A 24,010-nucleotide genomic window follows, 5' to 3' on the forward strand; every position below is an offset into this window, starting at 1 on the left:
ATCGCCACTATTTCATTCAATTTTTACCTAGTTAGAACCTACCGCACTCACAAAAAGCACCTCTCATTAATTGATCATTGTTATCTAATTATTGACATTTTACTATATGCTAACAGGAAAGTAAAGGTACCTACCTTCAAAAGGTTTTCTCCTATATTGTCGAATCTATCAAAAAGACTCTATTTGGAGGGAGTACCCAAATACAACAAAAGACTCCCCATTGCCTGTTTACCTTCATTTTCTTATTTATTTTTATAATCCCTACAGCCTCTGCCACTGTGATTGGTGAAAGAAATGCAATGGGCTTTCATTATGCAGTCTTGCATTTAGCGCAATATAAAGCTGCCGAGAATGAGTTATTCATTGTTAGCCTCATCCTACTCAGTGCACTCTTAATGGCTACCATTATTTGTTGGTTATTTTTTAGAAGGCAAAAGCATGAGCTGAAAAATCCCGCAGCCATCGTAATCGTTCTGCCATTCGCTCTAGCGATTTTAATAGTGCTCAAACAGTCACTTCATCTCAATAAGCTACCTATATTTTTCACCATGTTAGTGGAGGAATTTTATCGATCTTTCGGATACGATTAAACAAAATAGCAGACAATCTAGCAGCCCAATCCGATAAGGAATAAAAAAGTTTTGTGCATTACAAAGCGAAGTGGTAAAAGTTACAAAAAAAGACCTGTAGAAAAATCTACAAGTCTTTTACGAAACTGATTTATGATGGGCTTTTCTTGTTTCTATAATTTTCGAACCAGAAAATAAAAGTAAAGCAGCCCAAATAATGCTGAATGCAAGGAGCTCAACCTGACTAAATGGCTCTTTGTACAGCACGATGCCTAAAATCAAGACAATCGTTGGCGATACATATTGGATAAACCCTAGTAAATATAAAGGAATATTTTGTGCCCCCTTCGCAAATAAAATAAGCGGGACGGCTGTTACTAAACCACTAAAGATCATCAAAATATCTGTTTTAACATCAACATGTAAAAACGAGGCTTGATGTGTAGCAAAAAGATAGACATAATAGCCTAATGCAAAGGGTAAAATCAATAACGTTTCAATGGCTAGGCCTCTTGTAGCATCCAGTGTAATTTTCTTTTTCAGCACACCATAAATAGCAAAAGATAGCGCAATCAATAAAGCTACCCAAGGTACTGAGCCGTAATTGATCGTCAAAATAATCACCGCAATAAAAGCAATTCCTGTTGCTACCCATTGTGCACGACTCAGCGATTCTTTAAAGAAAATCACCCCGAAAATTACAGACAATAGCGGATTAATATAATAACCTAAGCTCGTTTCAATGAGATGATTATGCGTCACTGCCCAAATATATAAATACCAGTTCATTGAAATGACAAAGGATGCACCCGCAAGCTGCCAGAAATGCTTTTGATGTGACCATAAATATTTTAAATCTGCTACGAGATCCTGACGCATTCGAAATACGAGTACTGCCAGCACCGTAAAGACAAAGGACCAAATGACACGGGATAATAAAATCTCCATACTTGGTACATGCTCAAGTAATTTCCAATATAGAGGGAATGCTCCCCAAAAGGCATAGGCAAAAAAGGCTGCCAAAACTCCTTTTTTCTCATTTGACATGATATTAACGCTCCTACTCTTACTGAAATCGGTTAACGATTTCCTATAATCTTAAACTAGTTAAAGAATAGACTCATTATAGGACTTTGAGTAGCTGCTGTAAATGCCAAATTTCTAGTTCCTTTTAAAAGCTGTTAACCTTTTTGTTCCGACTCTAGCTCAGAAATATACTTGCGTACAGTACTATAGCTAATCTCTGGATTGATTTGGCGCTTGATGCGAATATGGATTTCTTTAATTCCAACCCCTTGCTCACGCATATCTCGAATCATCGACTTCAAGGGCCCCGTCAATGACTCTCTTGACATCGCTGTATATTTACTTAGTTCAATGAGAAGATCTGTATTTTGTTGACGGAGCACCTTCATCTCCTCCACCACACAATTATATTCAGTGACCTTTTTCTGCAAGACCGTGTTTTGCTGCTTTAACTTTTGTAGATCCTCTGTTAGCTGTGCATTTTGTTTTTTTAGCATTTTTCGTTCTCGTTCTAAACCATTTTGCTTGTTATCTAAATCCTTATACATAGCATTATATAACTCTTCCATAAGCAAAAGCTCTAGATAGCGACTTTGCGGTACAATCATTAAGCTATCTGTCGTGTATAGAGCAAGCGTTCCATCTTTAAACGGCTCATACGACAATGTAGAGGGATTTATTTTATTTGCCATTTATTTTTTCACTCCTCCACGAATAATTACATGTAATCGAATACCTTTGTGTAGCATCTTTCCGCTTCCTTTTCCACTTGATAACCATTCTCATTTAACATTATCATAATCACTATTTTACTTTTTGTCAAAGATCATTTCCCTTGTGTGGAAGGAGCCTCTATCTGCCTACCCATTCCATAAAAAAAGCCTCTTGCAACAATAGCTGCAAGAAGCTTTAGCCTTACATTTTTTTCAGTTTCTCATACTCCAATTGCAAACGCTCAATACGTTTACGACCTTCTTCTCGGTTTCTTGCTGTTTCTGCTTGAATTTGCTTTGTTTCTTGAATACCAGCCATAATTGTTTGCCATGTTGTTTCAATAGTTTCGATTTTAATGCTTGGGCTACCAGCTTGACGAGCGATATTCACACTGTTCTTACTAATATTTTCTGCATTACGCACAAGCATTTCATTCGTACGGCGATCTAGTTCCACCATAGAATCAGAAATCAACTTTTGACGCTTCAATGTCACTGCGTGAATAAGCCCCTGCTTAAAGATCGGAATCGTTGTGACAAAGGCAGAATTAATCTTGGCAATTAGATGATTGTTCCCTTGCTGCATTAAGCGAATTTGTGGTGCTGATTGGAATGATACTTGTTGTGCCATTTCTAAATCATAGCGACGTTGCTCTAATAATTCCACAGCGCGAAGCATTGTTTCATATTCCATAGCTGCCAATTGATCACCACTTTGAGCCTTTTGTTCAAGTGCTGGTAAAGACGCACGAACCTCTTCTGTTTTCACTTCAATAGCTGCAACAAATTTACTTAATGATTGGAAGTAGTTTAAGTTTTGATCATACAAATTTTCAAGGTCAATGGTATTACGCTTCATTTCCCCTTCATATTTTTGGATTTCACGGTAAATGACATCCACTTCTTTATTCATGCTGTCATACTTAGATAAGAACCTTTCCAATTGCTCTTTTCCTTTGTTAAAGAGCTTGGAGATGAAACCGCCCTTTTTCTCTTCCGCAAAATCCTGTGGATCGAATTTATCCATAATTTTATTCAGGTTATTTAAAAGCACACTCGATTCTTCCAGCTTACTAGCTTTCATCGTTGCGAGCATTTTATCAGAAAAGGTTGAAATGCCACTTGCCGTTTCTTTACCGAGCTCTAGCATGGCAATTTGATCTTTGACATCAATTTTTTGTGCAAGTGTATGAACCTCTGGATCCTGCTTTAACATTAGCTGGTTTTGAGCGATCTGTGATAGTTCCTGCTCAGATACAAGTACTGGCTTTTGCTCAGCTGTTTGCTGTAAAAGTGGATTTGGCTGTAATAAAGGATTTTCTGAAGCGAATGGGTCCTTGGATTTTAAAAGATCATTGTTGAATTCAGACATATGTTTTACCCCCTGCAATTTATCTCTACTAATTACTTACGATTACCATGTAAAAAAGTTTCATTTTCTATAGGATGAAAAAATACGAATCTGCTATACAATAGCCATTCTGGTGTACCTTATATTGCAAACTATATTGATTAGGGTGAGCATTATCAACAAAAATTTCCACTTCAGTGCAATAGTGAAGAATTTCTGCTATTTCTTTACTAGTAGGGCACAGCTGTTGAAGCTTTTGAAAGAGCTGCGCTTTTTCTTCGACTGTTGCTAAACGCTGATTTGATGATCGGTCAAGAATTGCCTCCACCTCTGATTTAGCTAACATCATCTCATCCCCCTTTATAAATTATAGCTTCTTTCTAGCCAAAATTCGACTGATTCCGTAAATTCCTTTACATTGTTTGCTAACAATGGCACCATGACACCAAAAAAGCAGCTACATTATCCATGTAGCTGCCATTATGTTATGTTGTTACCTTTAATACCGTTTTAATTTTTTGAATGACGCCGCCAGAGCTATATGTCAATACACTACGTTTATAGAACGATAAACTGAATAGGTATACGACAACAATCGTTACGACTAAAATTCCTAAAGAAAGTAATGGTACAATGCCACCGATATCTGTAGCGCCAATACGCATTGGCATAATCATTCCAGAAGTTAGTGGGATATAAGAGAATATTTTAATGATAATTGTATCTGGATTCCCCATGCCTGTCAGCATAACATAGAAGCCAATAATCGTAATAATCATCGCAGGCATTAATACTTGACCCGCCTCTTCTACTTTCGATACTAAAGAGCCAAATAATGCACCGATAATAAGATAAAGGATAACTGTTAACAGTAGGAATACGATAGCATAGATGACATAGCCAACGGACAATTCCTTGACAATGCTAGCAGCTGCATCCCAAACCATTCCACCTTTGATAAACTTCGCATAGATAAGGAACACAATCGCAATAATACCCATCTGTGTTAAAGCGAGCAATAAAACTCCAGCGATTTTTGCTTTAAAATGTGTCCCAGGTTTGACACTAACTAAAAGCATTTCCATTGCGCGTGAGCCTTTTTCAGAGGCTATTTCAGTCGTAATCATCGATAGGAATGTAGAAATGAAGAAATAGATTAAAATTCCTACCGCATAGGAAACTACTAGCCCTGATTGCTTTTCTTCTTCACTTTTTCCACCTGTTGATGCCTCATTTAAGTTTTTCGTGGAAATTGTTGTTTGAGCTGCCATGATTTGTGCCGCTTGCTCAGGTGAAAGCGATAATTGTTGTACGGCATAGTGTTGTCCTGCATATTGTAATAAGGATGATAATGTAGATTGATCGTTTAATTTCAGGGGTGTAAACGTAGCAATTTCCGCATGTAATTGACTATTTTGGTCGTTAATCGTCACAATCGCATCCAGCTTGCCGTCCTTTACTCTTTTTTCAAGGGTCGATACATCTTGCTCATCTTGAATAAAATTCATATCTCCATTCGAGACAAAAATACCACTTAGATCAGCAGAGGTTTTATTAACAATCGCGATTTGCTGTGCTTCATCATCACCTGTGAATAATTCCTTAATTTCTGACCAGAAGACAGCCACTGACATGACAATTACATATAAACAAGTCATTAAGATAAAGGATTTTGATTTAATTTTAGCTTTATATAATTGCTTCATTAATAAACTAAACTTCGACAACATGGCCACCTACCTTATCTTTAAAGATTTCATCTAACGATAAATAATCTAAGCTGAATTTTTCAATATACTTCCCATTGGATAGCTGCTCAAAGATACCTTGAGCAAAGCTTTCGTCCACTAATGTAAGCACTGTTTGCTCCTTCTCTACACGCACATCCTTGACACCATCAAGTGCCAATAATTGTGTTGTTGACCAATCCGTACGGACAGCAAGCTTTGTTTTACCATATTGTTTCTTTAAATCTAGTAAGCTTCCAGAAAATAAAGAAACACCTCGTTTTAATAAACACAAATGATCACAAAGCTCCTCGACATTGTCCATTTGGTGACTGGAGAACAAAATCGTCGTGCCTTGCTCTTTCAATAGTAAAATAGCATCCTTTAGTAAATCTTTATTGACGGGATCTAGCCCACTGAACGGCTCATCTAAAATTAAAAACGCAGGTTTATGGATAAAGCTTGCAATTAGCTGTACCTTTTGCTGATTCCCCTTTGACAGTGTTTCTGCCTTATCCTTGCGTTTTTCCTCCAGTTCAAAACGTTGAATCCAAAAATCTATTTCCTTTTTCAGCTCTGCTCGCTTCATGCCACGTAGCTCACCAAAAAAGTAAAGCTGCTCCTCTACCTTCATTGTTGGGAAAATACCACGCTCCTCTGGTAAATAACCAAGGACATCTCGGTTAATGGCATTAACTGGCTGCCCATCCCAAGTAATCGTCCCCGCTGTCGTCTCCTGTAAATCTAAAATCATTCGGAATGTCGTTGTTTTTCCTGCACCATTTTGACCAATTAGACCGAAAATTTCCCCTTTTTCAATGGTAAAATTTAAATCATCTACAGCTGTAAAATCCTTGTACTTCTTTGTGACATGCTGTAACTGTAATGTCATGTTGTCTTCCTCCTTATCCTTCAAATATATGTAAGTCTTGTTTCAAGCCCTTTTTACGATTTTCATTTTTTACTATAGGAATGAATAGCAGTAAGGCGACAATCAAATTCATGCACCCCACACTTGTATTCATAGATCCTACAACGAATTCCCGTAAACCAAGGGATAGATTATAAATACCAATGATTAAATTTAACAGTAGCACGAATATAAAAATGCGATTCATGGATTTAATATAGTTTATTTTCGAGGAAGCATCTGAAAATATCTCAAAAGGGCCCTCCGATTTTGGTTTTCGATAATAGGCCCACCCACCAAACTTAGACACACACTCGATATGCATTTCGTCTAGAAACTCAAAATAATCCTTCGACTTTCTATTGATAAATTCATTTCGATAAATATATTGACCTGGTGTCCCTTTTTCAAAAACAAAGTAGCCTACTACTGTCTTTTTAAGATTCCACCCCCGATCTGCCATGTCATTGACCCAGCGTTCTTCCTTTTCGTAATCAATAAAAAAACGATACATTCTTTTTTTCATTTTGCATCACTCCTACTATAAAATCATGCTTCCTTTTTCATTATTTTCTGATTTCCCGGAAAATAATAGACGCTTCGTTAATCCGAAAATACATTTAATTCTCTCTTTAATCGATTACGTATACGCATAAGCTTATAGAATGGGAGGGCAAATACTACAACAACCACAAGATTCAGCGTATTTAACGCAAAACCAACCCAGTCTGTTGTTTGCTCCGAAAAATCGCCAATTAAACCGATCAGTCCAATGAACAAATTAAGTAGAATAAGAGAAAGCAGGATCCTCATCTTTTTTGACAGGTTACCAATTTTCGTTTTTTTATCTGTATACAGCTCAAATGGACCTTCCTGTGCTGCTTTTCTAAAAAATACAAAATTTCCAGAGCGGTCTACTTGTTCAATGTCAGAGGATTTGAGAAATTCGAGAAATCCCTCTTCATAGTGCGTACCGAATCGCTCTAATTCATCATGGCGATAAATATAGCTATTTGGTTCTCCACGCTCAAACGTAAAACGAATCCATGTAAATTTTTTTAAGTGCCAGCCCTGACTAGCCATGTCATTGACCCACTTCTCTATTGCATAGGGATTAATCATCAATCGATATTTATGCATATTATTCAACTCCTCTCGTTATACGGATACCATTGTCAAAAAGTTCCCTTAATCGTAAAATTTCATATTCCACCACTGTTTTTCCAGTTTCAGTAATAATATATTCTTTCTTTCTGCCATCTCCATCAAGTGCCTCTATCCATCCTCGTTCCAACAATGTTTTAATCGCACCATATATGGTTCCGGCCCCTAAGCGCACTCTTCCATTGCTCATTTCTTCCACCAATTGCATAATGCCATAGCCATGCCTCGCCTCATATAATGCTAATAAAATATAATAAACGCCCTCTGTTAATGGCGGATGCTCCTGTGTCATACAAATCCTCCTTTATATCGTCTATCAATATATCGCCAGTCGATATATTCAAAATATATCAGCAGTCGATATAATTGTCAACGCTCATTCACAGTGTTGCAGATCCTCGTACACTATGCTAGGATGTAAGTAATTACTTGCATGGAAGGAAGTATGTTCTTGACAACGAAAGGAACTGCGCAACGAATTATCGAAGCTGCTCTACAATTGATTAGTGAAAAAGGCTATACAGCTGCAACTACCAAAACCATTGCAGAATTAGCAGGTGTCAATGAGGTCACTCTTTTTCGTCACTTTGGCAACAAACGTGGTTTATTAAAAGCCATTATTGAGCAATTTTCTTATTATCCTCTTCTACAGCAGGAGATCAATCAAAATGTAACGTGGGAATTAGAAAAGGATTTATTGAATTTCTCACTGAAGCATTTTCATTTTTTAATGTCGATTAAAGATTTTGTCATGATCGGCTTTAAGGAATCTATTCAATTTCCTGAAATTAGTGAGGAAATCGCCAATCTCCCGCTCCTCATAAAAAAGGAGCTCATTCTCTATTTTCAAGAGATGCATCAACAAGGAAAAATAAGAGAAGTTGATTTTGAAGCAGCAGCGTTATCGCTTATAGCTTTGAATTTTGGTCATTTTATGTCACGTGCTCGCCTTGGAACTATCGTGTCTGACTTACCAACTGAAGAACTTTTACAAACTAGTGTTGCTATTTTTTCTAGGGGACTCGTTTCCTAGAAAAAATTTTTCTAATCAATGCAAGTAAGTACTTACTTAATTTTAGGGGGAATAAAAAATGACAGGTTTACAAGCACTATTGCGAGTTCGTGAAACCTATATCGGCATTGTTGCAACCATTGCCTTCCAATTAATATTCTTTACAATTTGGATGACTGCCTATGATGGTGTCAATGAAAGAGCGGAACAGTTAAGCATTGGTATTGTTGTGGAAGATTCTGTAATGGGTCAACAGGTAGCACAGAACATCAAAGGCTCCATCCCCTTTGGAATGAAGGACTATTCTTCGATGAAGGAAGCTGAGCGCGCATTAAACGAACGACAAATTAATATGATTATGCAAATTCCATCCGATTTTACAAATCAAATTCAAGCAGGGAAAGAGGCTGAAATTATTTATGCGATTAATCAAGCCAATGCAAGTGTAGCGAAAAATATGATGGAGGGTGTAGCAAAGCAATTAACAGAAGAAATCAATCAAGCCCTCTATCCAATGCAACAAAATCAAGCGGTTGCAGTCTTTGCTCAACAATTTGCTCAGCTTCCCTTCGAGCAACACACTGCCCAACAAATTACCACTTCTGTCAAAACGACTGTAATGAATGTCAAAGACCATCCCGTCGATGGTACGATTGTAAAAACCAATGATGTAAAGGGATTTGCTGCAAACTTTGTCCCACTTATGGTCATCATCTCCTCCTTTGTGGGAGCGATGGTTATGATTATGCAACACCAGCAAGCAGCACAGCTCGTTCAAGACAGCCTATCAAAATGGCAATTATTTCTCGCACGACAGCTACTCAATGTGGGCGTAGCCTTTACATTGCCATTCATAACAATTGGTTTGATGCACCTTTTTAATATCGATAGTCAAGAAAGCCTGTTGTCGATTTATCTCTTCCAATCTGTAATGTATCTTGCTTTCCTTAGCTTGGCCCAAGTATTTGTAATTGCCTTTGGGAATATGGGGATGATATTTAATATTTGTGCTCTCTCACTCCAATTAGTAACATCAGGTGTACTTGTTCCAAAAACCATGCTTTCTGAAGGATACAAACAGGTCGCTGCCATGCTACCTGCCTCGTATGGAGCAGATGGCTACTACACAATCATCTTTGGTGGTAGTTCTGATAATCTCCTGCAAAACAGTAGCTCATTGGCCATCATCATCTTCGTGACACTAGCCATTGCTACGTTGATCGTCACATTTAAGCCAGCTCCAGTCCGATGATTTAATAGAAAAGAGAAGGTCTACAAGTTGATGTAGACCTTCTCTTTGAGTGGTTATCCGCTACTTTTTCTCTTCTATCCTTCAAATTGAGCTGGCTATCCGCTACTTTTCCTAATACTATCGTTCAATTTTGGCGTCCTATCCACTGCCTCTTACTCTATCCTTCAAATTGGGCATTCTATCCGCCACTTTTTCTATACTATCCTTCAAATCGGGCGTCCTATCCACTGCTTCTTACTCTATCCTTCAAATTGAGCGTTCTATCCGCTACTTTTTCTCTTCTATCCTTCAATTCTGGCGTCCTATCCACTGCTTCTCTCTATCCTTCAAATTGAGCGTTCTATCCGCCACTTTTTCTATACTATCCTTCAAATCGGGCGTCCTATCCACTGCTTCTTACTCTATCCTTCAAATTGAGCGTTCTATCCGCTACTTTTCCTATACTATCCTTCAATTTTGGCGTCCTATCCGTCACTTCTCTCTCTATCCTTAAAAGTGAGCGTTCTATCCGCTACTTTTTCTCTTCTATCCTTCAATTCAAGCGTTCTATCCCCCACTCCTCACATTCTTTAAAATAGCTGCTAGCTGTTGATTTAACATGGTCACGCTATCGCTGAAATCGCCGCGATACCATTGGATGATGAGTCCGATGATGGCGTTTGCTTGATAGGCACTATAATAGTCGATCGAGATATGATCCTCCATTTGATGTATGTGCTGTGTGGTAATATCGCGTTTTAGCAGGGAATAAATCCCATCAAATAGCATGTAATAGTAGGTCAGCGGGACATTTTTAGAAAAGACGATACGGTAAAACATTTTAAAGCGTTCAATATGATGAAAAATACGGATAGTATTGGGATCTAATTGATTTGTGTCCAATGTCGTGACGGCACGATAGGGTTCTTCATAGGATTGATATAAATCCTCCATTATCTCCTGAAAGTATTCTTCAAAGAGCCCCTCTTTTTGCTCGTAGTGTAAATAGAAGGTTCCTCTATTGACCTTTGCTTCTCTACAAATTTCAGCAATGGAGATTTGCTCCAATGGTTTTTGGCTAAGCAAGGTCAATAAAGCATCGTGGAGAGCTTGCTTCGTTTTAATAATCCGTAAATCCGTAGTACGCAATTTTTTCAACTCCTTAATAAACAGATTGTCCAAATGTGTTGATTACTCAACACATCCCATTTTTTTGCATATTGAAATCGCTTTCATCTTTATTATATGATTTTAATGAACAGATGTTCAATAAGTAAAGATATTACTATGAGGAGGTCTTTGAGATGAGATTAGAAGGTAAAGTAGCCATTGTGACAGGTGCAGCTTCAGGTATGGGGAAAGCCATTGCAGAAGGATATGCAAAAGAAGGCGCTAAGGTTGCCGTTTCAGACTTAAATTTAGAGGGTGCCCAAGCGGTTGTGGAAGGTATTCAAGCGGCTGGAGGAACAGCATTTGCCATTCAAACCAATGTCGCATCAACAGAAGACTTACAACGCTTATTTGATGAAACAAAAACGAACTATGGTCAATTAGATATATTAGTCAACAATGCAGGTATTATGGATGGTATGGAGCCAGTTGGAGAAATTTCTGATGAACGATGGGAAAAAGTATTTGCAGTGAATACAACAGCTATTATGCGCTCTATGCGTATGGCTACCGAAATTTTCCTTGCACAAGGTCACGGTGTCTTTGTCAATAATATTTCTGCAGGTGGCTTATATGGTGCACGGGCTGGGGCTGCTTATACAGCTTCAAAACATGCGGTAGTTGGTTTAACAAAAAATACAGCCTTTATGTATGCTGATAAAAATATTCGCTGTAATGGTATTGCGCCAGGAGCAGTGATGACCAATATCGCCTCTTCTATGACAAATATGAGCCAAACAGGTGCTGCACGACAAGCACTAGGACTATCCATCAATCCGCGGGCTGGTCAGCCAGAAGAAATCGCTCAATTAGCGATCTTCCTAGGCTCAGATGAGGCTAGCTTTGTGAATGGACAAGTTATTGCTGTTGATGGTGGCTGGACAGCTTACTAATCCATAAAGAAACACGCACAGAGACATTTTCTGTGCGTGTTTCTTTCATTATATAACTTTTCGAGACGGAATCATGCTTCCAATTACTGCCCCTATTAACGCTGGCAGTATCCATCCTAAGCCAATATCATAAAAAGGAAGCATCGCAGAATAGTATTTCTCTACTGCATCCAATATACCTAACTTCGCATCTGGCACACTTTCTACCAGAGCTTTATAGCCATCAATCAGGCTAATGAAAAATGTAAAAATCATCGCTATGGCATACACTGTTTGCTTATTCTTAAAGAAGGATGAGCTTAGAGCGAGCAAGATTAGGACGATCGCTAATGGATATAAGAACATTAAAACTGGAATAGCATATTTGATAATATTGTTTAAACCAAAATTCGCAATCGTAAAGGATACAGCACACAACAGAAACACAAACCATTTGTAACTAATTTTTGGAAATACCTCATGGAAAAACTCACTACAAGATGTAATTAAGCCGATACTTGTTTTTAAGCAAGCGAGCACGATGATGACCGCCAATAAAATAGCTCCAAATGAGCCGAAATAATGATCGGCCACTGCCGCAAAGATTAAACCACCATTATCAAAAGTCCCGACAGCATTAATACTGGAAGCGCCCATATATGTTATGAGACCATAAATCAGCGTCATTAAAGCCATCGCAAAAATACCTGATGTCCATGTAGCCTTGGCAATTTCCTTACGATCTGTAATCCCTGCACTTTTAATTGCATTAATGACAACAATCCCGAAGGCTAGTGAGGCAAGGGCGTCCATCGTATTATAGCCTTCTTTAAAGCCTGTCATAAAGGCGGCATCCATATATTCACCAATTGGCTGCTGGAAATGGCCCATTGGCTTCGTAATGCTTGTAATAATTAAAATAAATAAAACAACTAAAAATGCAGGCGTTAAATATTTACCGATATAATCCATTATTTTCGCTGGATTTAAAGAAAAATAGTAGACAATGGCAAAAAATATAAAGCTAAATACAGCAAGTAGCAGTGTTGCATGCTGTGCTTGAATATATGGCTCAAACCCTACTACAAAAGGTACAGTTGCTGTACGTGGGATGGCAAAGAATGGTCCGATTGTTAAGTACAGTGCCAATGAAAAAATAATACCAAATATAGGATGAACACGATTGGCTAGATCACGTAAACCATTACTACCTGATAAGCCAATTGCCAAAATTCCGAGGAATGGTAAGCCGATAGCAGTCACTAAAAATCCGATTAATCCAAACCAAAAATTAGTCCCAGCAAATTGACCCATTTGAATAGGAAAAATTAGGTTCCCTGCTCCAAAATACAGTCCAAATAACATGGTACCAATGACTGCGTAAGTTGAAAAAGGTATTTTTTGTTGCATAATTGATGTGCTCCTTAGTAGTTTTAGACTATAGCAAATTATTTTAATCGAATGATTTTTCACTACAATTTCATCATGTTATCAAGCATTTATTATAATTACAATAGTTTTTTCGTTTATCCAGTGAGATTCAACAAAAAAAGAGCTGTCTACTGACAGCCCCTTCTTAGTTTGCAACTGACCATTCAATATGATCTAAAAATTTATAAACATCTTCATACACTTTATCGCGTTCTTTGTCCAATGTAATAATGTGGCCAGAGTTTTCATACCAAATGATTTCTTTGTCGTCTGTTTCCACAGTATTTAAAATAAAAGGTGCGCTTTCTTGATATAGGTCATCATCTAGTGAGCCTTGTAACACAAGAGTTGGTGCTTTGATCGTTGATAATTCTTCACGCGTTTCTGTTGTTAAACGTGTTACGCCGTCCAATGAATCCTTCGGTGAAATACGTAATTCATGTAATTCTGAAATAATTTGATCTTTTGATTTATTTTCAAAGTGTTTATATAAACGAGCATAGTGGTACAAACGTGTAAATAAGCCTTTTGAATTATCACGTGTAATCGGTGCACACATCGCTACACATGCTTTCACTGGGAATGTCTCTGCGACCTTTAACGAAAAGACGCCTCCAAGTGAAATCCCAACAACAGCGATTTCTTCATAGCCTTTCTTTTGTAGGAAGTTATAACCTTCTACTACATCGTTCCACCAATCTTCTGGTTTTGTTTCTAATAATGCTTCTGGTTCTACGCCATGCCCACTATAAATTGGTGCATGCACAGTGTAACCTCGTTGAGATAAAAATTCTCCTAGCTTTTTCACATCTTTTGTGCTACCTGTGAATCCATGCAGTAATAGTACGGCTTTTTTGCCTCCCTCGATTGTTAGAGGTTGTGGCTTTGTTAACTTCATTTTATGATATCCCCTTCACGGAAATTAATAATTGTGTATTTTATGTGTCTATCTTATCACCCTTTATTCATAATGTACAATTTATAGTTTTTATCAAATCAATGTTTATTGTGCATGAATGATGTCAACTTAACGGCTGTACTATCACACTTTCTGCTACTTAACTTTTCCTTTCTGCTAAATAATTGCAACGTCCTTTTAAAAATTTTTTGTTACCTATACTTCCCGTCTGTTTCCCGTTATAATGCAGATAACTTAAAAATCACAAGAAAAGAGGTGAAAAAAATGGAGTGGCAACAATTAGAATATTTTGTAACCGTTGCAAAGTTAGAGCATATGACACGGGCTGCCGAAGCATTAGCGATTTCACAGCCAGCACTTAGTCGTTCAATTTCAAAGCTGGAGGAAGAATTAGGTGTACCGCTTTTCGACAGACAAGGGCGCTCGATTATGCTAAACCGATATGGAGAGCTATTTTTATATCGTGTCCAGCGCATGCGTAAAGAATATGAAAAGGCTGTTTTAGAATTACAGGAGCTTAATAATCCAGAACTTGGAGATGTATCACTCGGTTTTTTACATACACTTGGAACGAGTATTGTACCCGACTTGATTCGTGCCTTCCGTCAAAAACATCCCCATATCCGTTTTCATTTCACACAAAACTACTCCCATTCACAGTTAAAACAATTACTGGCAGGTGAGTTAGACTTGTGCCTACTAGCCGCGATTGATACAGAGCCGCCAGTTTGTTGGAAGGAATTATGGCGAGATGAGCTCTTTATAATGGTCCCAATTGACCATCCATTAGCCCATCGTAAAAGCATCAAAATGAAAGAATTGGAGCATGAAAGTTTTGTCTTAATGAAAAAAGGCTATGCATTACGCCGCTCAGCTGATCGCTTATTAAATGCTGCGGGCATTAAGCCTAAAATTTCTTATGAAGGTGATGAAGTATCGACAATCGCTGGATTTGTTGGTGCGGGGCTTGGCGTTTCCTTACTACCCGATGATGAGGATTTAAACCCCAAAAAAATCGTTAAAATTCATGTTGAGGATATGGTATGTGAACGAATTATAGGCATGGCTTGGATAGAAAATCGTTATTTATCGCCATCTGCACGTCAGTTTAAACAATTTGTCTTTGATTTTTATGACAATAAATAGAAAGAGCGAGTAACAACATCATCTAGATGTCCTTGTTACTCGCTTTATTTTCTAAAAGGCACTGTTTTACCATACTAGGGAGGTAATAATTTGAATTTATTACTTAATACATTAGGTTTCTTTGTATTTTTATTTACCTTGATCGTATTGTTCATTTTTGTAATCAAATTAATGATTTTCTTTTTTAAACAGAAAAACTTCCCTAAAAAAACACTAACAGCACTATTGACAGGTTTAGTACTGTTTTTGGGAATATTTATATATATCCAATATTTTTTTACGTTTAGTACTTTAGATAAAAAAGATACGCAAAAGGTGCCCGAATCTGTGTCATCTCCTACAGGGGAATATACAGCGCACGCTTATTATGAACCATATGGTGGTGCAGGTCCAAGTGGTGGTGTTCATGTATGGATAGAAATTTTAAATAATAATGCTCACACAAACAAAATCGTCTATTATGCAGAGGCAAAAAGTCAATTCTCGATGGAATGGCTAGACGAAGAAAAATTATCCATTGTTAATAAAGAGCCTAATTATACCAATTCAAATAGAAGTATAGTATTAAGTATTGATAAAGAGATTTATCATGAAAATGGCTTGGCTTGTCAAAGTTTGTTAATGAAAGATGAATATGAAAAGTGTTATCAAAATTAAAAAGGTTAAGTTACTGTGCTGAATCATTATGTTGAAACGACTGACTTTGAGCACTACTAATACAAACGGCTTCAAGCATTTGGCACAATAAAAAATCAGGCTTTGCTCGCATGATTTTTACTGTTCATTCTCTTAAATGTATTAAAGTAATTTAACCTGATAGGAAAAAATATCCGTTGTATCGCCTTTCATTGCAAATACTCCCTGTTCGACGAGCGTCAGTAAGCGATACTCTACAAAATCATTTCCTACATAATGGACAAATGTTTCAAATGTCTGTGCCAAAATATGCGTAGGCATTAGCCACTCTTCATTTTGCTGTAAATGCAAATTTTTTGCACTGGCGATAATGTGTGCATCCATTGCATCTTCCTCTACATGCAATAGTTCACTTTTCCATAACCGTAATGTACTTGGCTGTTCTTTAATGTTTTCCCATTCCTTAGCGAGTTGCTGACATTCTTGCACAGAGAATCGTTTTGCACTAGGGCGAAGCTTCATTAGCATTTCCGAGGAAAGCTCGCCTGTATGGCGAATGTCTAAATTGGGGTGAATACTCTTCAGATTCTCCGTTGCATCAATACCATACACCATACTGCATTTATGAATTAACTCACTCATCACATAGCGCAGTCCTATCTGTTCATGTGTGTTGTGACTATACCAAATCCACACATCCACATCACAAGGTAAATTAGCGATTTTTTTCCTCCAGTTTTCATACATCTCATCATACAATTGCTGGTCATCATCATCTAAAATATGCGTGGCTAACCAAGTTTTACGTTCTTCAAAGTTTTGAAGAGGTCCAATCGAGAGATCATCATGGACACTTAGAACTGATTCATTTCGCTGCAAACGATGTTGACGAATTGCAAGTTTCATAGAACCCTGCGTTGCTAAGCTAAAGGTAATATGTAAAATAGCCATGTCCATTCCTCCCTACTGTTTGCTGATGGCAATCTGTATCCCGATAAATGTGAATAGAATACCTTGAACTGTATTTAGTCGTTTAGCAATCGCAGGTTTACCAATAATGACTTGTCTAACTTTCCCTGCAAATATACTAAACAATGAAAATAATACAAGCGCTTGTATTAAAAATACAATACCCAAAATAAGCATTTGAAACGCCACATGTCCTTGCGATGGATTAACAAACTGTGGTAACAGCGCTAGGAAAAATAACGATACTTTTGGATTTAAAATATTCATTAATATTCCTTTTTTATATAATTTAATATAGGCTTGCGTATTTTGCTGTTGCAACGTAAAAGGGTCTCCTTTAGCACGAAATGATTGCCAAGCTAGATATAATAAATACGCTGCTCCTGCAAATTTGACGATGGTAAAAATAATGGTCGATTGATAAATTATCGCAGAAATACCAAGTACTGCTGCACTAATATGAACAAGTAGCCCTGTACACAATCCAAAAGATGTGGCAATACCCGCTTTTTTATCTTGTGTAATACTTTGGGCAAGCACAAATAAATTATCGGGCCCTGGCATAATGGTTAAAATCATCGCAGCCCCTAAAAACGCAAATAACGTTGAGATGTCCAAAACTTTCCCTTCCTTCAACTTCTTTTAAAAAACTATATACATTATACTACATGACGTTGTTCTCACTAGATGTAAGTTTATGACTTTATCCAAAACTTTTTTTAAATTTTGGTTTCACAATTTATGCTCGCTCAAGCGATACTTTTCTTCCCTAATCCATTATAATAGTAGAAACTCATGATAAACCAGATAACTTCCATAAGAGGTGATTGATAATGGCAGTAAGTGATATTGTCACGCAATATGAGGATGAGCATGGACAGGTTTACTATAAAATGAAATCCCATGACATTGAGGTAAAGGCCACACAAAACGCAGGCTTAGCACCTGTCTTCACGTATTGGATGGCTGACAAAGAGATTACAGATTCCATTCGAAATTTACGCTTCAGTCCACGTGCCCCATCTAGCTATATACAAGATTACGAAGAATTTCAAGCAATGCTTTATGCGAAAGAGCAACGGGCCATTAACCAGCTGTATGAACAAATGAGCATTAAACCCAAAAATATGTCTTCGGGGAAACAAGTCATTTGGAGTTTCTTTGTCATTGTACTGGCTATGCTTCCCCTTTTCATTGCGATTTGGTGGTTTAAATAATTGAATAAGCGACCTCTTTAGCGTTTTAGCGCATCCCTTTCTTAATTTATCAAAACTTTCAAGTAATTTATCCATTCAGCTTGACAGACTACTAGAAGTAGTGCATCCTTTAGTCAATAGATGAGAAAACGAACGAAGATCAGTAGTTAGCCACTGCTTGAAAAGAGAGCGATGCCCATCGGCTGCAAGGCATTGTACAAGAAAGACTGATGAAACCTACTTCGTGAAACGTCCTAGCCAAACTAGGCGCAGTCTCGAGCGTTATGAGAAAAGTGGAATGTCGCATGATATTCAATGTAGGTGGTACCACGGAAGGCAAGTCTTTTCGTCCTAATTTTTAGGATGAAAAGGCTTTTTTTATCTTGATTCAGCAATGATGGAGGTAGTGAGATGGAGAGAAAAAGAATTGTTGTTAAGATTGGTAGTAGCTCTTTAACGAATGTGAAGGGTGAAATCGATAAAGTTCGCTTAATGGACCATGTGCAGGCAATCGCCGAGTTGAAGAAATTGGGTCATGAAGTGTTGCTTGTCTCGTCAGGTGCTGTAGCGGCGGGTTTTAAACAACTAGGCTACCCTGCTCGCCCTGTGACAGTGAAAGGAAAGCAGGCAGCTGCTGCTGTAGGACAGAGCCTACTTATTCAAACGTACAGTGCCTTATTTAGTATTTACGATATCATGCCTGCACAGATATTATTGACACGAACAGATTTTTCTAAAAAAGAATGCTATAAAAATGCCTATGCGACTTTCGAGGAATTGTTAGAACGATCCATGCTACCGATTATTAATGAAAACGATACAGTGTCAATTAGTGAATTAACCTTTGGAGATAACGATATGCTTTCAGCACTCGTCAGTGGACTTGTCCACGCAGATCAGCTCATCATTTTAACAGATATCAATGGCCTTTATAATGCCAATCCCAATAAAAACCCTCAGGCAGAGCGCATTGATCGATTAGCAGCTATTACAGATGATCTACTAAGCTTTGCGGATGGTACAGGATCAAAGGTTGGCACAGGTGGCATGGCCTCTAAGCTTCTGGCTGCACGAACAGCGCTACGTGCAGGGGTGAAGGTATTTATCGGAACAGGTCATGGTGCACAGAAGCTCGTCGATATTTTAGCAGGACATGGTGATGGCACTTATGTGGAGCATGACGAGCTTGCTGTGTTAACAAATCATAAACAGTGGATTGCACTTACGGAAATTTCTGGTAAAATTTTTATAGATAGTGGTGCTGAACAGGCTTTAATGAATAATGGGAAAAGTCTATTACCTGCTGGCGTCTATCGTGTAGAAGGTGATTTTGTAAATGGTGATGTTGTTGAAGTCTATAGCGAGAAGGACTTACTAGGACGCGGCGAAGTACTGTACTCATCCCAAGAGCTTATCTCTGCCATGGGAAAACGGACTGATACATTGCTGAAAAGCCCTATTGAGGTAATTCACCGAGACAAATGGCTGAAAATTCAAACGAATTAAGGAGGAATGACAAATGACAAGTGAAATTCAAGAAAAAGGACAACGCGCAAAAGCCGCAAGCTACATGTTAAATATTAAAACAACCTGCGAGAAAAATGAGGCACTGAAAAAAATTGCAGAACAGCTATTAATCGATCAACCTGACATCATGGCTGAAAATGCAAAGGATTTGGCACAGGGTGAGCAGCAAGGTATTCCTGCGTCTACGTTAGATCGCATCATGCTCAATGAAGAACGGATTGCGGCAATGGCCGATGCCATTCATTTACTCATCTCCTTAAACGATCCAGTAGGTACAATTGTTGAACGCATTGAAAAAGACAATGGGCTGCGCATTGAAAAACGAATTGTGCCACTTGGTGTTATTGGTATGATCTATGAAGCTCGACCAAATGTCACGATCGATGCAGCAACACTTTCCCTAAAAACGGGCAATGCAGTTATTTTGCGTGGAAGCTCCTCTGCTAAGTTTTCTAATATGGCTCTTGTTGCAAGTATTCATCGCGCGCTTGCTAAAACATCCATCCCTACAGATGCTGTTCAATTAATTGAGGATACAAGCCGCGAAACAGCCAAAGAACTCTTCCATTTAAAAGAGTACTTAGATGTGCTCATTCCTCGCGGTGGCAAAGCCCTGATCGATTTAGTTGTCAATGAAGCGACTGTTCCTGTACTGGAAACAGGTGCAGGCAACTGTCACATTTACGTGGATGAAATGGCGGATTACATAAAAGCAGAAAAAATCTGTCTGAATGCTAAAACACAGCGTCCTTCTGTTTGTAATGCAGCAGAAAGCTTACTCATTCATCCTACTTGGTTTCAAGAACATGGCGTCCAGCTTTTAACGTCCCTTCATCATGCAGGTGTAGCCATCATCGGTGATGAGCAAGTATGTCAGCAATTTGCAGCTGCCCTTCCAGCTACGGCGGAAGATTATGCGACAGAGTTCCTTGATTTAAAAATAAGCGTTAAATTGGTGGAAAATGTCTATGAAGCGATTGAGCATATTCAATACTTTGGCACAAATCATTCTGAGGCCATCATTACAGAAGATCAATTAACCGCCGAGACGTTCTTAAACAATGTTGATGCAGCAGCAGTGTATCATAATGCCTCCACCCGCTTCACAGACGGCTTTGAATTTGGCTATGGTGCAGAAATCGGTATTAGTACACAAAAGCTACATGCCCGTGGACCAATGGGCTTGCCTGCATTAACATCAACAAAATATGTTATTCATGGCAACGGCCAAATTCGTGAATAGTTCTTATAGTTTCATAAAATAATAGAAGGAAGGTTTCGTATGAACATCTCAGCAATCATTAAACTAACAGTCTCCATGGCACTGTTTGGTTCCATCGGCTTTTTTACCGTTCACACTGGTGTTCCCGCTACAGAGCTTGTCTTTGTTAGATGCATTTGCGCAACCCTCTTTCTAGGTGGTATGTGGCTCATCACTGGTGGACATAAAACAGAGGTATGGGATAAGAAAGAAATTTTTCAAACGCTTATTTGCGGTGTCTTTATTGTGTTAAACTGGGTATTTTTATTTAAAGCCTTTGAGGAAATGTCCATTTCAATTGCCATTTCCATCTATAATTTAGCCCCCATATTTGTGTTAATTTTAGGCGCTATCTTTTTGAAGGAAAAAATGACCATTCAGGCACTTGTCGCAACAATCACTTGCTTTATCGGTAGTATTTTTATCATCGGTCTCAATAATTTTGTGTCGTTCTCAGAATTTATGCAATCTGGCTTTATCTGGGCATTACTGTCAGCAGTATTTTATGCCCTTACAATGCTAACAAGCAAAACCATCACGAAGCTTAGCTCGTATGCGTTAACCTATATTCAAACAACAGTTGGAATCGTGATACTACTGCCTTTTATCGACTTCTCGCTGTTTGATGGATTAACGTCAACCAATTGGTTTTATATACTCGGCACAGGCTTTATTCATACAGGATTTGTTTACTATTTATTTTTTGATAGTATTCGTAGCCTGTCTACGATTCTTGTCTCTGTATTGGTTTTTGTCGACCCTGTTGTCGCCATTTTACTGGATATGCTATTGCTTGATTTTATGCCAAGCTTTACGCAAACGATGGGGATCCTTCTCATTTTCGCTGGTATTTTTTATACCATTTATGTTCCTAAGAAAAAGCGACTACCACAGGAGGTCTCATAATGGGCAAGCTCTTCACAATTGGAGAATTATTAGTTGACTTTACACCGACACAGCAGCACGGCTCCCTAGCCAACATTGAGCATTTTACTAAACATGCAGGAGGAGCACCTGCCAATGTAGCCGCTGTCTGTGCAAAGCTAGGACAGCAGGCGGCCCTTCTTACACAAGTCGGTCAGGATGCCTTTGGTGACTTCCTAATCAAAACGTTGCAGCAAGCAGGTGTAGATACACAGTTTATTCGTCAATCAACGGATGGTGAAACAAGTCTTGCCTTTGTTTCATTAAATGAACATGGCGAACGAGATTTTCAATTTTATCGCCGGCATGCTGCAGATCTCTTATACAAACAGGAATACCTCCCCTCGCAGCTATTAACAGCGCACGATATCGTTCACTTTTGCTCTGTTAATCTTGTAGAGAGTCCTATGAAACAAGCACATCTTGCCCTTATTGAACAGGCACATCAAGCAGGAAGCCTTATATCCTTCGATCCGAATGTGCGCCTTCCTTTATGGCAGGATAAGACGGCGTGTTGTGAAACCATTTTAGCCTTTTTACCAAAAGCCCATATTGTCAAGCTTTCAGAGGAAGAACTGTTGTTTTTAACAACTCTAGAAGATGAACAGGAAGCTGTTCAAACGTTATTCAAGGGATATGTAGAAGTTATCATCATTACACATGGTGCTGCTGGGGCTACCTTATATACGAAAAAGCATCATATGAAGGCTCCTGCTAACAAGGTACAAACCGTTGATACAACTGGGGCTGGTGATGCTTTTATTGGCGCGATTTTAAGTCAATTTCTTCATCATCAACTAACAGTAGATCAAGTGGTAGCTCATTGTGAACAGTATGCAATGTCTCTGCTATCTTTTGCAAACGGATATGCGGGCATTTCAACAACAAAGCATGGGGCAATTCCATCCTATCCTGTACTTTCATTAGATATGAATCTAGGATAAATCGAAACTTTTTGTCCTTATTGTTCGTATGTACTAGTGACAGGTCATTAAAGGAGGGCTTATATGGAATCGATGACAAAAAAACGCACAGCTGCATTTTTAATCGATACAGCTGTTTCAACAGCTGTCACGTTTGGGGTTGAATACTTCCTACGAAAAAAAGTAAAAAATGAGGCTGTTCATGCACTCGTTACGCCAACCGTGGTATTGTGGGCGCTAGAATATGCACAACTCCGTAAAAACGGACAAACGATTGGCTACAAAGCAATGGGATTGACACTCGAAAATGAAGATGGTCGTCCATTATCAGAATGTCAAATTATTAAACGCATGGCTTATCGAGACACTATCAGTACGTTCGATTATCTAAAAGATCGCCAAGCCTTCGAGCAGCAGCATGGTCAACGTCTTCCTCATGATAGCTTTGCAGGTACGGTTGTAAAGCAAAAATAAAGGAAAGCTGCCTTATGTTTAGGCAGCTTTCTTTAATTGGAGCATTTTGCCAAAGTGTTAATCTTCCTGATCGCCTAACCATTACAGAAAGTAGCATGCAATTCTCTTTAGAGAAGTACGCTAATCTTTGGAAATAAACTGCTGTATATCATTCGATAAAATCGCGTTTTCTGACGGAAACCAAAAATAAGTAGTACCATCAAATTGTATGCCATATTGAAAAGCAATGGCATCGTCTGTATAAAGGAGTACATCATAACGGTTCGTATCCCCATTTGGCTCAAAGGATGGGGCTGGTTTACTATTGACTAAAATTGCCTTTATAGCTTCCATGTCAGATTGGTCTGTAAAGCTAGCCGTTTTCCGATTGCCTTCTTCCGTAGATGAGTAGAATTCTATTTTCTTCACTTCTTCTAATGGAACCTGATCAAAATTCCGTCGCGGCGGAGCTTCAGCTCTTATCATATAAATTCGATAGCCATTAATAACCGACTGATCCTCTACCGCAATGGCATCGTCCAGACCCTTTATCGCATAAAGCTTTGTTCCCTTCTCATGGAAGGCTGCATCGCCATCCTTAAAGCGATAGGAAGTTCTTTTGATATGATCTGCCACTTTAAAATCAACTTCCCCTATTTCCTTATCGATGAATGAACGATCTGCTAACGCTACTTCATATACAGCTTCATATTGCTCACCATCCCATTTAATTAAATCAACCCATTCGATGATGACTTGACTACCGCAAGCAGTCAGTAACAACAAACACATGAAACAAAGGCATATCCATTTCTTCAACAACATCCCCCCTTTCAGCAGTAGACCCAAGCAACGATTAAAAAGTTACAAAGTATGACGC

At 38.4% G+C, this 24,010-nt stretch carries 27 protein-coding genes; 12 read left to right on the top strand and 15 right to left on the bottom strand.

The genetic code is table 11. From position 1 onward, the window contains the following. Positions 1-299: 299 nt before the first annotated feature. Positions 300-590, top strand: a complete 291-nt coding sequence (locus AAJG31_RS05220; RefSeq protein ID WP_279494582.1) for a hypothetical protein — start codon at positions 300-302, stop codon at positions 588-590. 117 nt (positions 591-707) lie between these two features. Here the strand turns inward: AAJG31_RS05220 and rarD are convergent, their stop codons facing one another. From rarD to AAJG31_RS05265, 9 genes are all read right to left on the bottom strand, one after another. Continuing rightward, complete coding sequence (gene rarD / locus AAJG31_RS05225; protein ID WP_048390187.1) at positions 708-1,616, bottom strand: EamA family transporter RarD; 909 nt, start codon at positions 1,614-1,616, stop codon at positions 708-710. Between the two features lie 134 nt (positions 1,617-1,750). Next, complete coding sequence (locus tag AAJG31_RS05230; protein ID WP_279494581.1) at positions 1,751-2,287, bottom strand: hypothetical protein; 537 nt, start codon at positions 2,285-2,287, stop codon at positions 1,751-1,753. 223 nt (positions 2,288-2,510) lie between these two features. Continuing rightward, a complete protein-coding gene (locus AAJG31_RS05235) occupies positions 2,511-3,680 on the bottom strand; it encodes a toxic anion resistance protein (RefSeq protein ID WP_048390185.1) in 1,170 nt (389 codons plus the stop codon). A 67-nt stretch (positions 3,681-3,747) separates the two neighbouring features. Then, positions 3,748-4,005, bottom strand: a complete 258-nt coding sequence (locus AAJG31_RS05240; protein ID WP_279494579.1) for a hypothetical protein — start codon at positions 4,003-4,005, stop codon at positions 3,748-3,750. Between the two features lie 139 nt (positions 4,006-4,144). Continuing rightward, on the bottom strand, positions 4,145-5,389 hold the full coding sequence (locus tag AAJG31_RS05245; protein ID WP_345803574.1) for an ABC transporter permease: 1,245 nt from the start codon (positions 5,387-5,389) through the stop codon (positions 4,145-4,147). Continuing rightward, a complete protein-coding gene (locus AAJG31_RS05250; protein ID WP_054550841.1) occupies positions 5,373-6,278 on the bottom strand; it encodes an ABC transporter ATP-binding protein in 906 nt (301 codons plus the stop codon). Before AAJG31_RS05250 ends, AAJG31_RS05245 begins: the two co-directional genes overlap by 17 nt. A gap of 13 nt (positions 6,279-6,291) precedes the next feature. Then, positions 6,292-6,822, bottom strand: coding sequence for a DUF2812 domain-containing protein (locus tag AAJG31_RS05255; RefSeq protein WP_066037731.1), 531 nt, complete (start codon positions 6,820-6,822; stop codon positions 6,292-6,294). A 77-nt stretch (positions 6,823-6,899) separates the two neighbouring features. Further along, positions 6,900-7,436, bottom strand: a complete 537-nt coding sequence (locus AAJG31_RS05260) for a DUF2812 domain-containing protein (RefSeq protein WP_066037730.1) — start codon at positions 7,434-7,436, stop codon at positions 6,900-6,902. 1 nt (position 7,437) lies between these two features. Continuing rightward, positions 7,438-7,752: a PadR family transcriptional regulator gene (locus tag AAJG31_RS05265; RefSeq protein ID WP_009374222.1), complete on the bottom strand. Its 315-nt coding sequence runs from the start codon at positions 7,750-7,752 to the stop codon at positions 7,438-7,440. 153 nt (positions 7,753-7,905) lie between these two features. Here AAJG31_RS05265 and AAJG31_RS05270 point away from each other — a divergent pair, with 153 nt between their 5' ends. Then, positions 7,906-8,493, top strand: coding sequence for a TetR/AcrR family transcriptional regulator (locus AAJG31_RS05270; protein WP_244205671.1), 588 nt, complete (start codon positions 7,906-7,908; stop codon positions 8,491-8,493). Between the two features lie 58 nt (positions 8,494-8,551). Next, entirely contained in the window at positions 8,552-9,724 is a 1,173-nt protein-coding gene (locus tag AAJG31_RS05275; protein ID WP_259948706.1) for an ABC transporter permease, read from the top strand. Positions 9,725-10,270: 546 nt separating this feature from the next. On the opposite strand, the gene AAJG31_RS05280 is transcribed toward AAJG31_RS05275, so the two are convergent. Then, positions 10,271-10,852: a TetR/AcrR family transcriptional regulator gene (locus tag AAJG31_RS05280; RefSeq protein ID WP_048390162.1), complete on the bottom strand. Its 582-nt coding sequence runs from the start codon at positions 10,850-10,852 to the stop codon at positions 10,271-10,273. Positions 10,853-11,007: 155 nt separating this feature from the next. On the opposite strand from AAJG31_RS05280, the gene AAJG31_RS05285 reads away from it, so the two are divergent. Continuing rightward, a complete protein-coding gene (locus AAJG31_RS05285) occupies positions 11,008-11,766 on the top strand; it encodes an SDR family oxidoreductase (RefSeq protein WP_066037728.1) in 759 nt (252 codons plus the stop codon). A 48-nt stretch (positions 11,767-11,814) separates the two neighbouring features. On the opposite strand, the gene brnQ is transcribed toward AAJG31_RS05285, so the two are convergent. Continuing rightward, the gene (brnQ, locus tag AAJG31_RS05290; protein WP_054550837.1) at positions 11,815-13,155 is read right to left on the bottom strand and encodes a branched-chain amino acid transport system II carrier protein; all 1,341 of its coding nucleotides are present in this window, start codon (positions 13,153-13,155) and stop codon (positions 11,815-11,817) included. A 166-nt stretch (positions 13,156-13,321) separates the two neighbouring features. Next, positions 13,322-14,074 (bottom strand): alpha/beta fold hydrolase, encoded by a 753-nt coding sequence (locus tag AAJG31_RS05295; protein ID WP_048390156.1) that lies wholly within the window; start codon positions 14,072-14,074, stop codon positions 13,322-13,324. A gap of 285 nt (positions 14,075-14,359) precedes the next feature. On the opposite strand from AAJG31_RS05295, the gene AAJG31_RS05300 reads away from it, so the two are divergent. Both AAJG31_RS05300 and AAJG31_RS05305 read left to right on the top strand, forming a co-directional pair. Then, the gene (locus tag AAJG31_RS05300; protein WP_048390154.1) at positions 14,360-15,241 is read left to right on the top strand and encodes a LysR family transcriptional regulator; all 882 of its coding nucleotides are present in this window, start codon (positions 14,360-14,362) and stop codon (positions 15,239-15,241) included. Positions 15,242-15,331: 90 nt separating this feature from the next. Then, positions 15,332-15,898, top strand: a complete 567-nt coding sequence (locus AAJG31_RS05305; protein WP_054550836.1) for a DUF5412 family protein — start codon at positions 15,332-15,334, stop codon at positions 15,896-15,898. Between the two features lie 141 nt (positions 15,899-16,039). On the opposite strand, the gene AAJG31_RS05310 is transcribed toward AAJG31_RS05305, so the two are convergent. Beyond that, entirely contained in the window at positions 16,040-16,828 is a 789-nt protein-coding gene (locus AAJG31_RS05310) for a DUF1835 domain-containing protein (protein ID WP_279494567.1), read from the bottom strand. 12 nt (positions 16,829-16,840) lie between these two features. Then, positions 16,841-17,464: a LysE family translocator gene (locus AAJG31_RS05315; protein WP_279494566.1), complete on the bottom strand. Its 624-nt coding sequence runs from the start codon at positions 17,462-17,464 to the stop codon at positions 16,841-16,843. A 215-nt stretch (positions 17,465-17,679) separates the two neighbouring features. On the opposite strand from AAJG31_RS05315, the gene AAJG31_RS05320 reads away from it, so the two are divergent. The 6 genes from AAJG31_RS05320 (at position 17,680) to AAJG31_RS05345 (ending at position 23,151) form a co-directional block, all read left to right on the top strand. Then, positions 17,680-18,063 (top strand): sodium:proton antiporter, encoded by a 384-nt coding sequence (locus AAJG31_RS05320; RefSeq protein WP_279494564.1) that lies wholly within the window; start codon positions 17,680-17,682, stop codon positions 18,061-18,063. 390 nt (positions 18,064-18,453) lie between these two features. Next, positions 18,454-19,548 carry a glutamate 5-kinase gene (proB, locus tag AAJG31_RS05325; RefSeq protein ID WP_048390146.1) on the top strand — a complete coding sequence of 365 codons (1,095 nt, stop codon included), beginning with the start codon at positions 18,454-18,456 and terminating at the stop codon, positions 19,546-19,548. Positions 19,549-19,561: 13 nt separating this feature from the next. Then, the gene (locus AAJG31_RS05330; protein WP_054550833.1) at positions 19,562-20,812 is read left to right on the top strand and encodes a glutamate-5-semialdehyde dehydrogenase; all 1,251 of its coding nucleotides are present in this window, start codon (positions 19,562-19,564) and stop codon (positions 20,810-20,812) included. Between the two features lie 39 nt (positions 20,813-20,851). Continuing rightward, positions 20,852-21,736 carry a DMT family transporter gene (locus AAJG31_RS05335; protein ID WP_004229564.1) on the top strand — a complete coding sequence of 295 codons (885 nt, stop codon included), beginning with the start codon at positions 20,852-20,854 and terminating at the stop codon, positions 21,734-21,736. After that, positions 21,736-22,698, top strand: a complete 963-nt coding sequence (locus tag AAJG31_RS05340) for a carbohydrate kinase (protein ID WP_279494563.1) — start codon at positions 21,736-21,738, stop codon at positions 22,696-22,698. The genes AAJG31_RS05335 and AAJG31_RS05340 overlap by 1 nt, the downstream gene beginning before the upstream one ends. Before the next feature lie 63 nt (positions 22,699-22,761). Beyond that, positions 22,762-23,151 (top strand): RDD family protein, encoded by a 390-nt coding sequence (locus AAJG31_RS05345; RefSeq protein ID WP_112117780.1) that lies wholly within the window; start codon positions 22,762-22,764, stop codon positions 23,149-23,151. 120 nt (positions 23,152-23,271) lie between these two features. On the opposite strand, the gene AAJG31_RS05350 is transcribed toward AAJG31_RS05345, so the two are convergent. Then, positions 23,272-23,949, bottom strand: a complete 678-nt coding sequence (locus tag AAJG31_RS05350; RefSeq protein ID WP_333879960.1) for a hypothetical protein — start codon at positions 23,947-23,949, stop codon at positions 23,272-23,274. Positions 23,950-24,010: the final 61 nt, after the last annotated feature.

The sequence above is a fragment of the Lysinibacillus sp. BS3 genome (assembly GCF_039614735.1).
In the GTDB taxonomy this organism is placed as follows: Bacteria; Bacillota; Bacilli; order Bacillales_A; family Planococcaceae; genus Lysinibacillus; species Lysinibacillus capsici.

What these genes read in the sequence shown, in the direction of transcription:
- AAJG31_RS05220 (WP_279494582.1), top strand. Translation starts at nt 300, where the DNA reads ATGGGCTTTCATTATGCAGTCTTGCATTTAGCGCAATATAAAGCTGCC.
- AAJG31_RS05235 (WP_048390185.1), bottom strand. Translation starts at nt 3,680, where the DNA reads ATGTCTGAATTCAACAATGATCTTTTAAAATCCAAGGACCCATTCGCT.
- AAJG31_RS05285 (WP_066037728.1), top strand. Translation starts at nt 11,008, where the DNA reads ATGAGATTAGAAGGTAAAGTAGCCATTGTGACAGGTGCAGCTTCAGGT.
- AAJG31_RS05300 (WP_048390154.1), top strand. Translation starts at nt 14,360, where the DNA reads ATGGAGTGGCAACAATTAGAATATTTTGTAACCGTTGCAAAGTTAGAG.
- AAJG31_RS05295 (WP_048390156.1), bottom strand. Translation starts at nt 14,074, where the DNA reads ATGAAGTTAACAAAGCCACAACCTCTAACAATCGAGGGAGGCAAAAAA.
- AAJG31_RS05230 (WP_279494581.1), bottom strand. Translation starts at nt 2,287, where the DNA reads ATGGCAAATAAAATAAATCCCTCTACATTGTCGTATGAGCCGTTTAAA.
- proB (WP_048390146.1), top strand. Translation starts at nt 18,454, where the DNA reads ATGGAGAGAAAAAGAATTGTTGTTAAGATTGGTAGTAGCTCTTTAACG.
- AAJG31_RS05330 (WP_054550833.1), top strand. Translation starts at nt 19,562, where the DNA reads ATGACAAGTGAAATTCAAGAAAAAGGACAACGCGCAAAAGCCGCAAGC.
- AAJG31_RS05250 (WP_054550841.1), bottom strand. Translation starts at nt 6,278, where the DNA reads ATGACATTACAGTTACAGCATGTCACAAAGAAGTACAAGGATTTTACA.
- AAJG31_RS05240 (WP_279494579.1), bottom strand. Translation starts at nt 4,005, where the DNA reads ATGTTAGCTAAATCAGAGGTGGAGGCAATTCTTGACCGATCATCAAAT.
- AAJG31_RS05340 (WP_279494563.1), top strand. Translation starts at nt 21,736, where the DNA reads ATGGGCAAGCTCTTCACAATTGGAGAATTATTAGTTGACTTTACACCG.
- AAJG31_RS05310 (WP_279494567.1), bottom strand. Translation starts at nt 16,828, where the DNA reads ATGGCTATTTTACATATTACCTTTAGCTTAGCAACGCAGGGTTCTATG.
- AAJG31_RS05260 (WP_066037730.1), bottom strand. Translation starts at nt 7,436, where the DNA reads ATGCATAAATATCGATTGATGATTAATCCCTATGCAATAGAGAAGTGG.
- brnQ (WP_054550837.1), bottom strand. Translation starts at nt 13,155, where the DNA reads ATGCAACAAAAAATACCTTTTTCAACTTACGCAGTCATTGGTACCATG.
- AAJG31_RS05275 (WP_259948706.1), top strand. Translation starts at nt 8,552, where the DNA reads ATGACAGGTTTACAAGCACTATTGCGAGTTCGTGAAACCTATATCGGC.
- rarD (WP_048390187.1), bottom strand. Translation starts at nt 1,616, where the DNA reads ATGTCAAATGAGAAAAAAGGAGTTTTGGCAGCCTTTTTTGCCTATGCC.
- AAJG31_RS05345 (WP_112117780.1), top strand. Translation starts at nt 22,762, where the DNA reads ATGGAATCGATGACAAAAAAACGCACAGCTGCATTTTTAATCGATACA.
- AAJG31_RS05320 (WP_279494564.1), top strand. Translation starts at nt 17,680, where the DNA reads ATGGCAGTAAGTGATATTGTCACGCAATATGAGGATGAGCATGGACAG.
- AAJG31_RS05265 (WP_009374222.1), bottom strand. Translation starts at nt 7,752, where the DNA reads ATGACACAGGAGCATCCGCCATTAACAGAGGGCGTTTATTATATTTTA.
- AAJG31_RS05270 (WP_244205671.1), top strand. Translation starts at nt 7,906, where the DNA reads ATGTTCTTGACAACGAAAGGAACTGCGCAACGAATTATCGAAGCTGCT.
- AAJG31_RS05255 (WP_066037731.1), bottom strand. Translation starts at nt 6,822, where the DNA reads ATGAAAAAAAGAATGTATCGTTTTTTTATTGATTACGAAAAGGAAGAA.
- AAJG31_RS05245 (WP_345803574.1), bottom strand. Translation starts at nt 5,389, where the DNA reads ATGTTGTCGAAGTTTAGTTTATTAATGAAGCAATTATATAAAGCTAAA.
- AAJG31_RS05335 (WP_004229564.1), top strand. Translation starts at nt 20,852, where the DNA reads ATGAACATCTCAGCAATCATTAAACTAACAGTCTCCATGGCACTGTTT.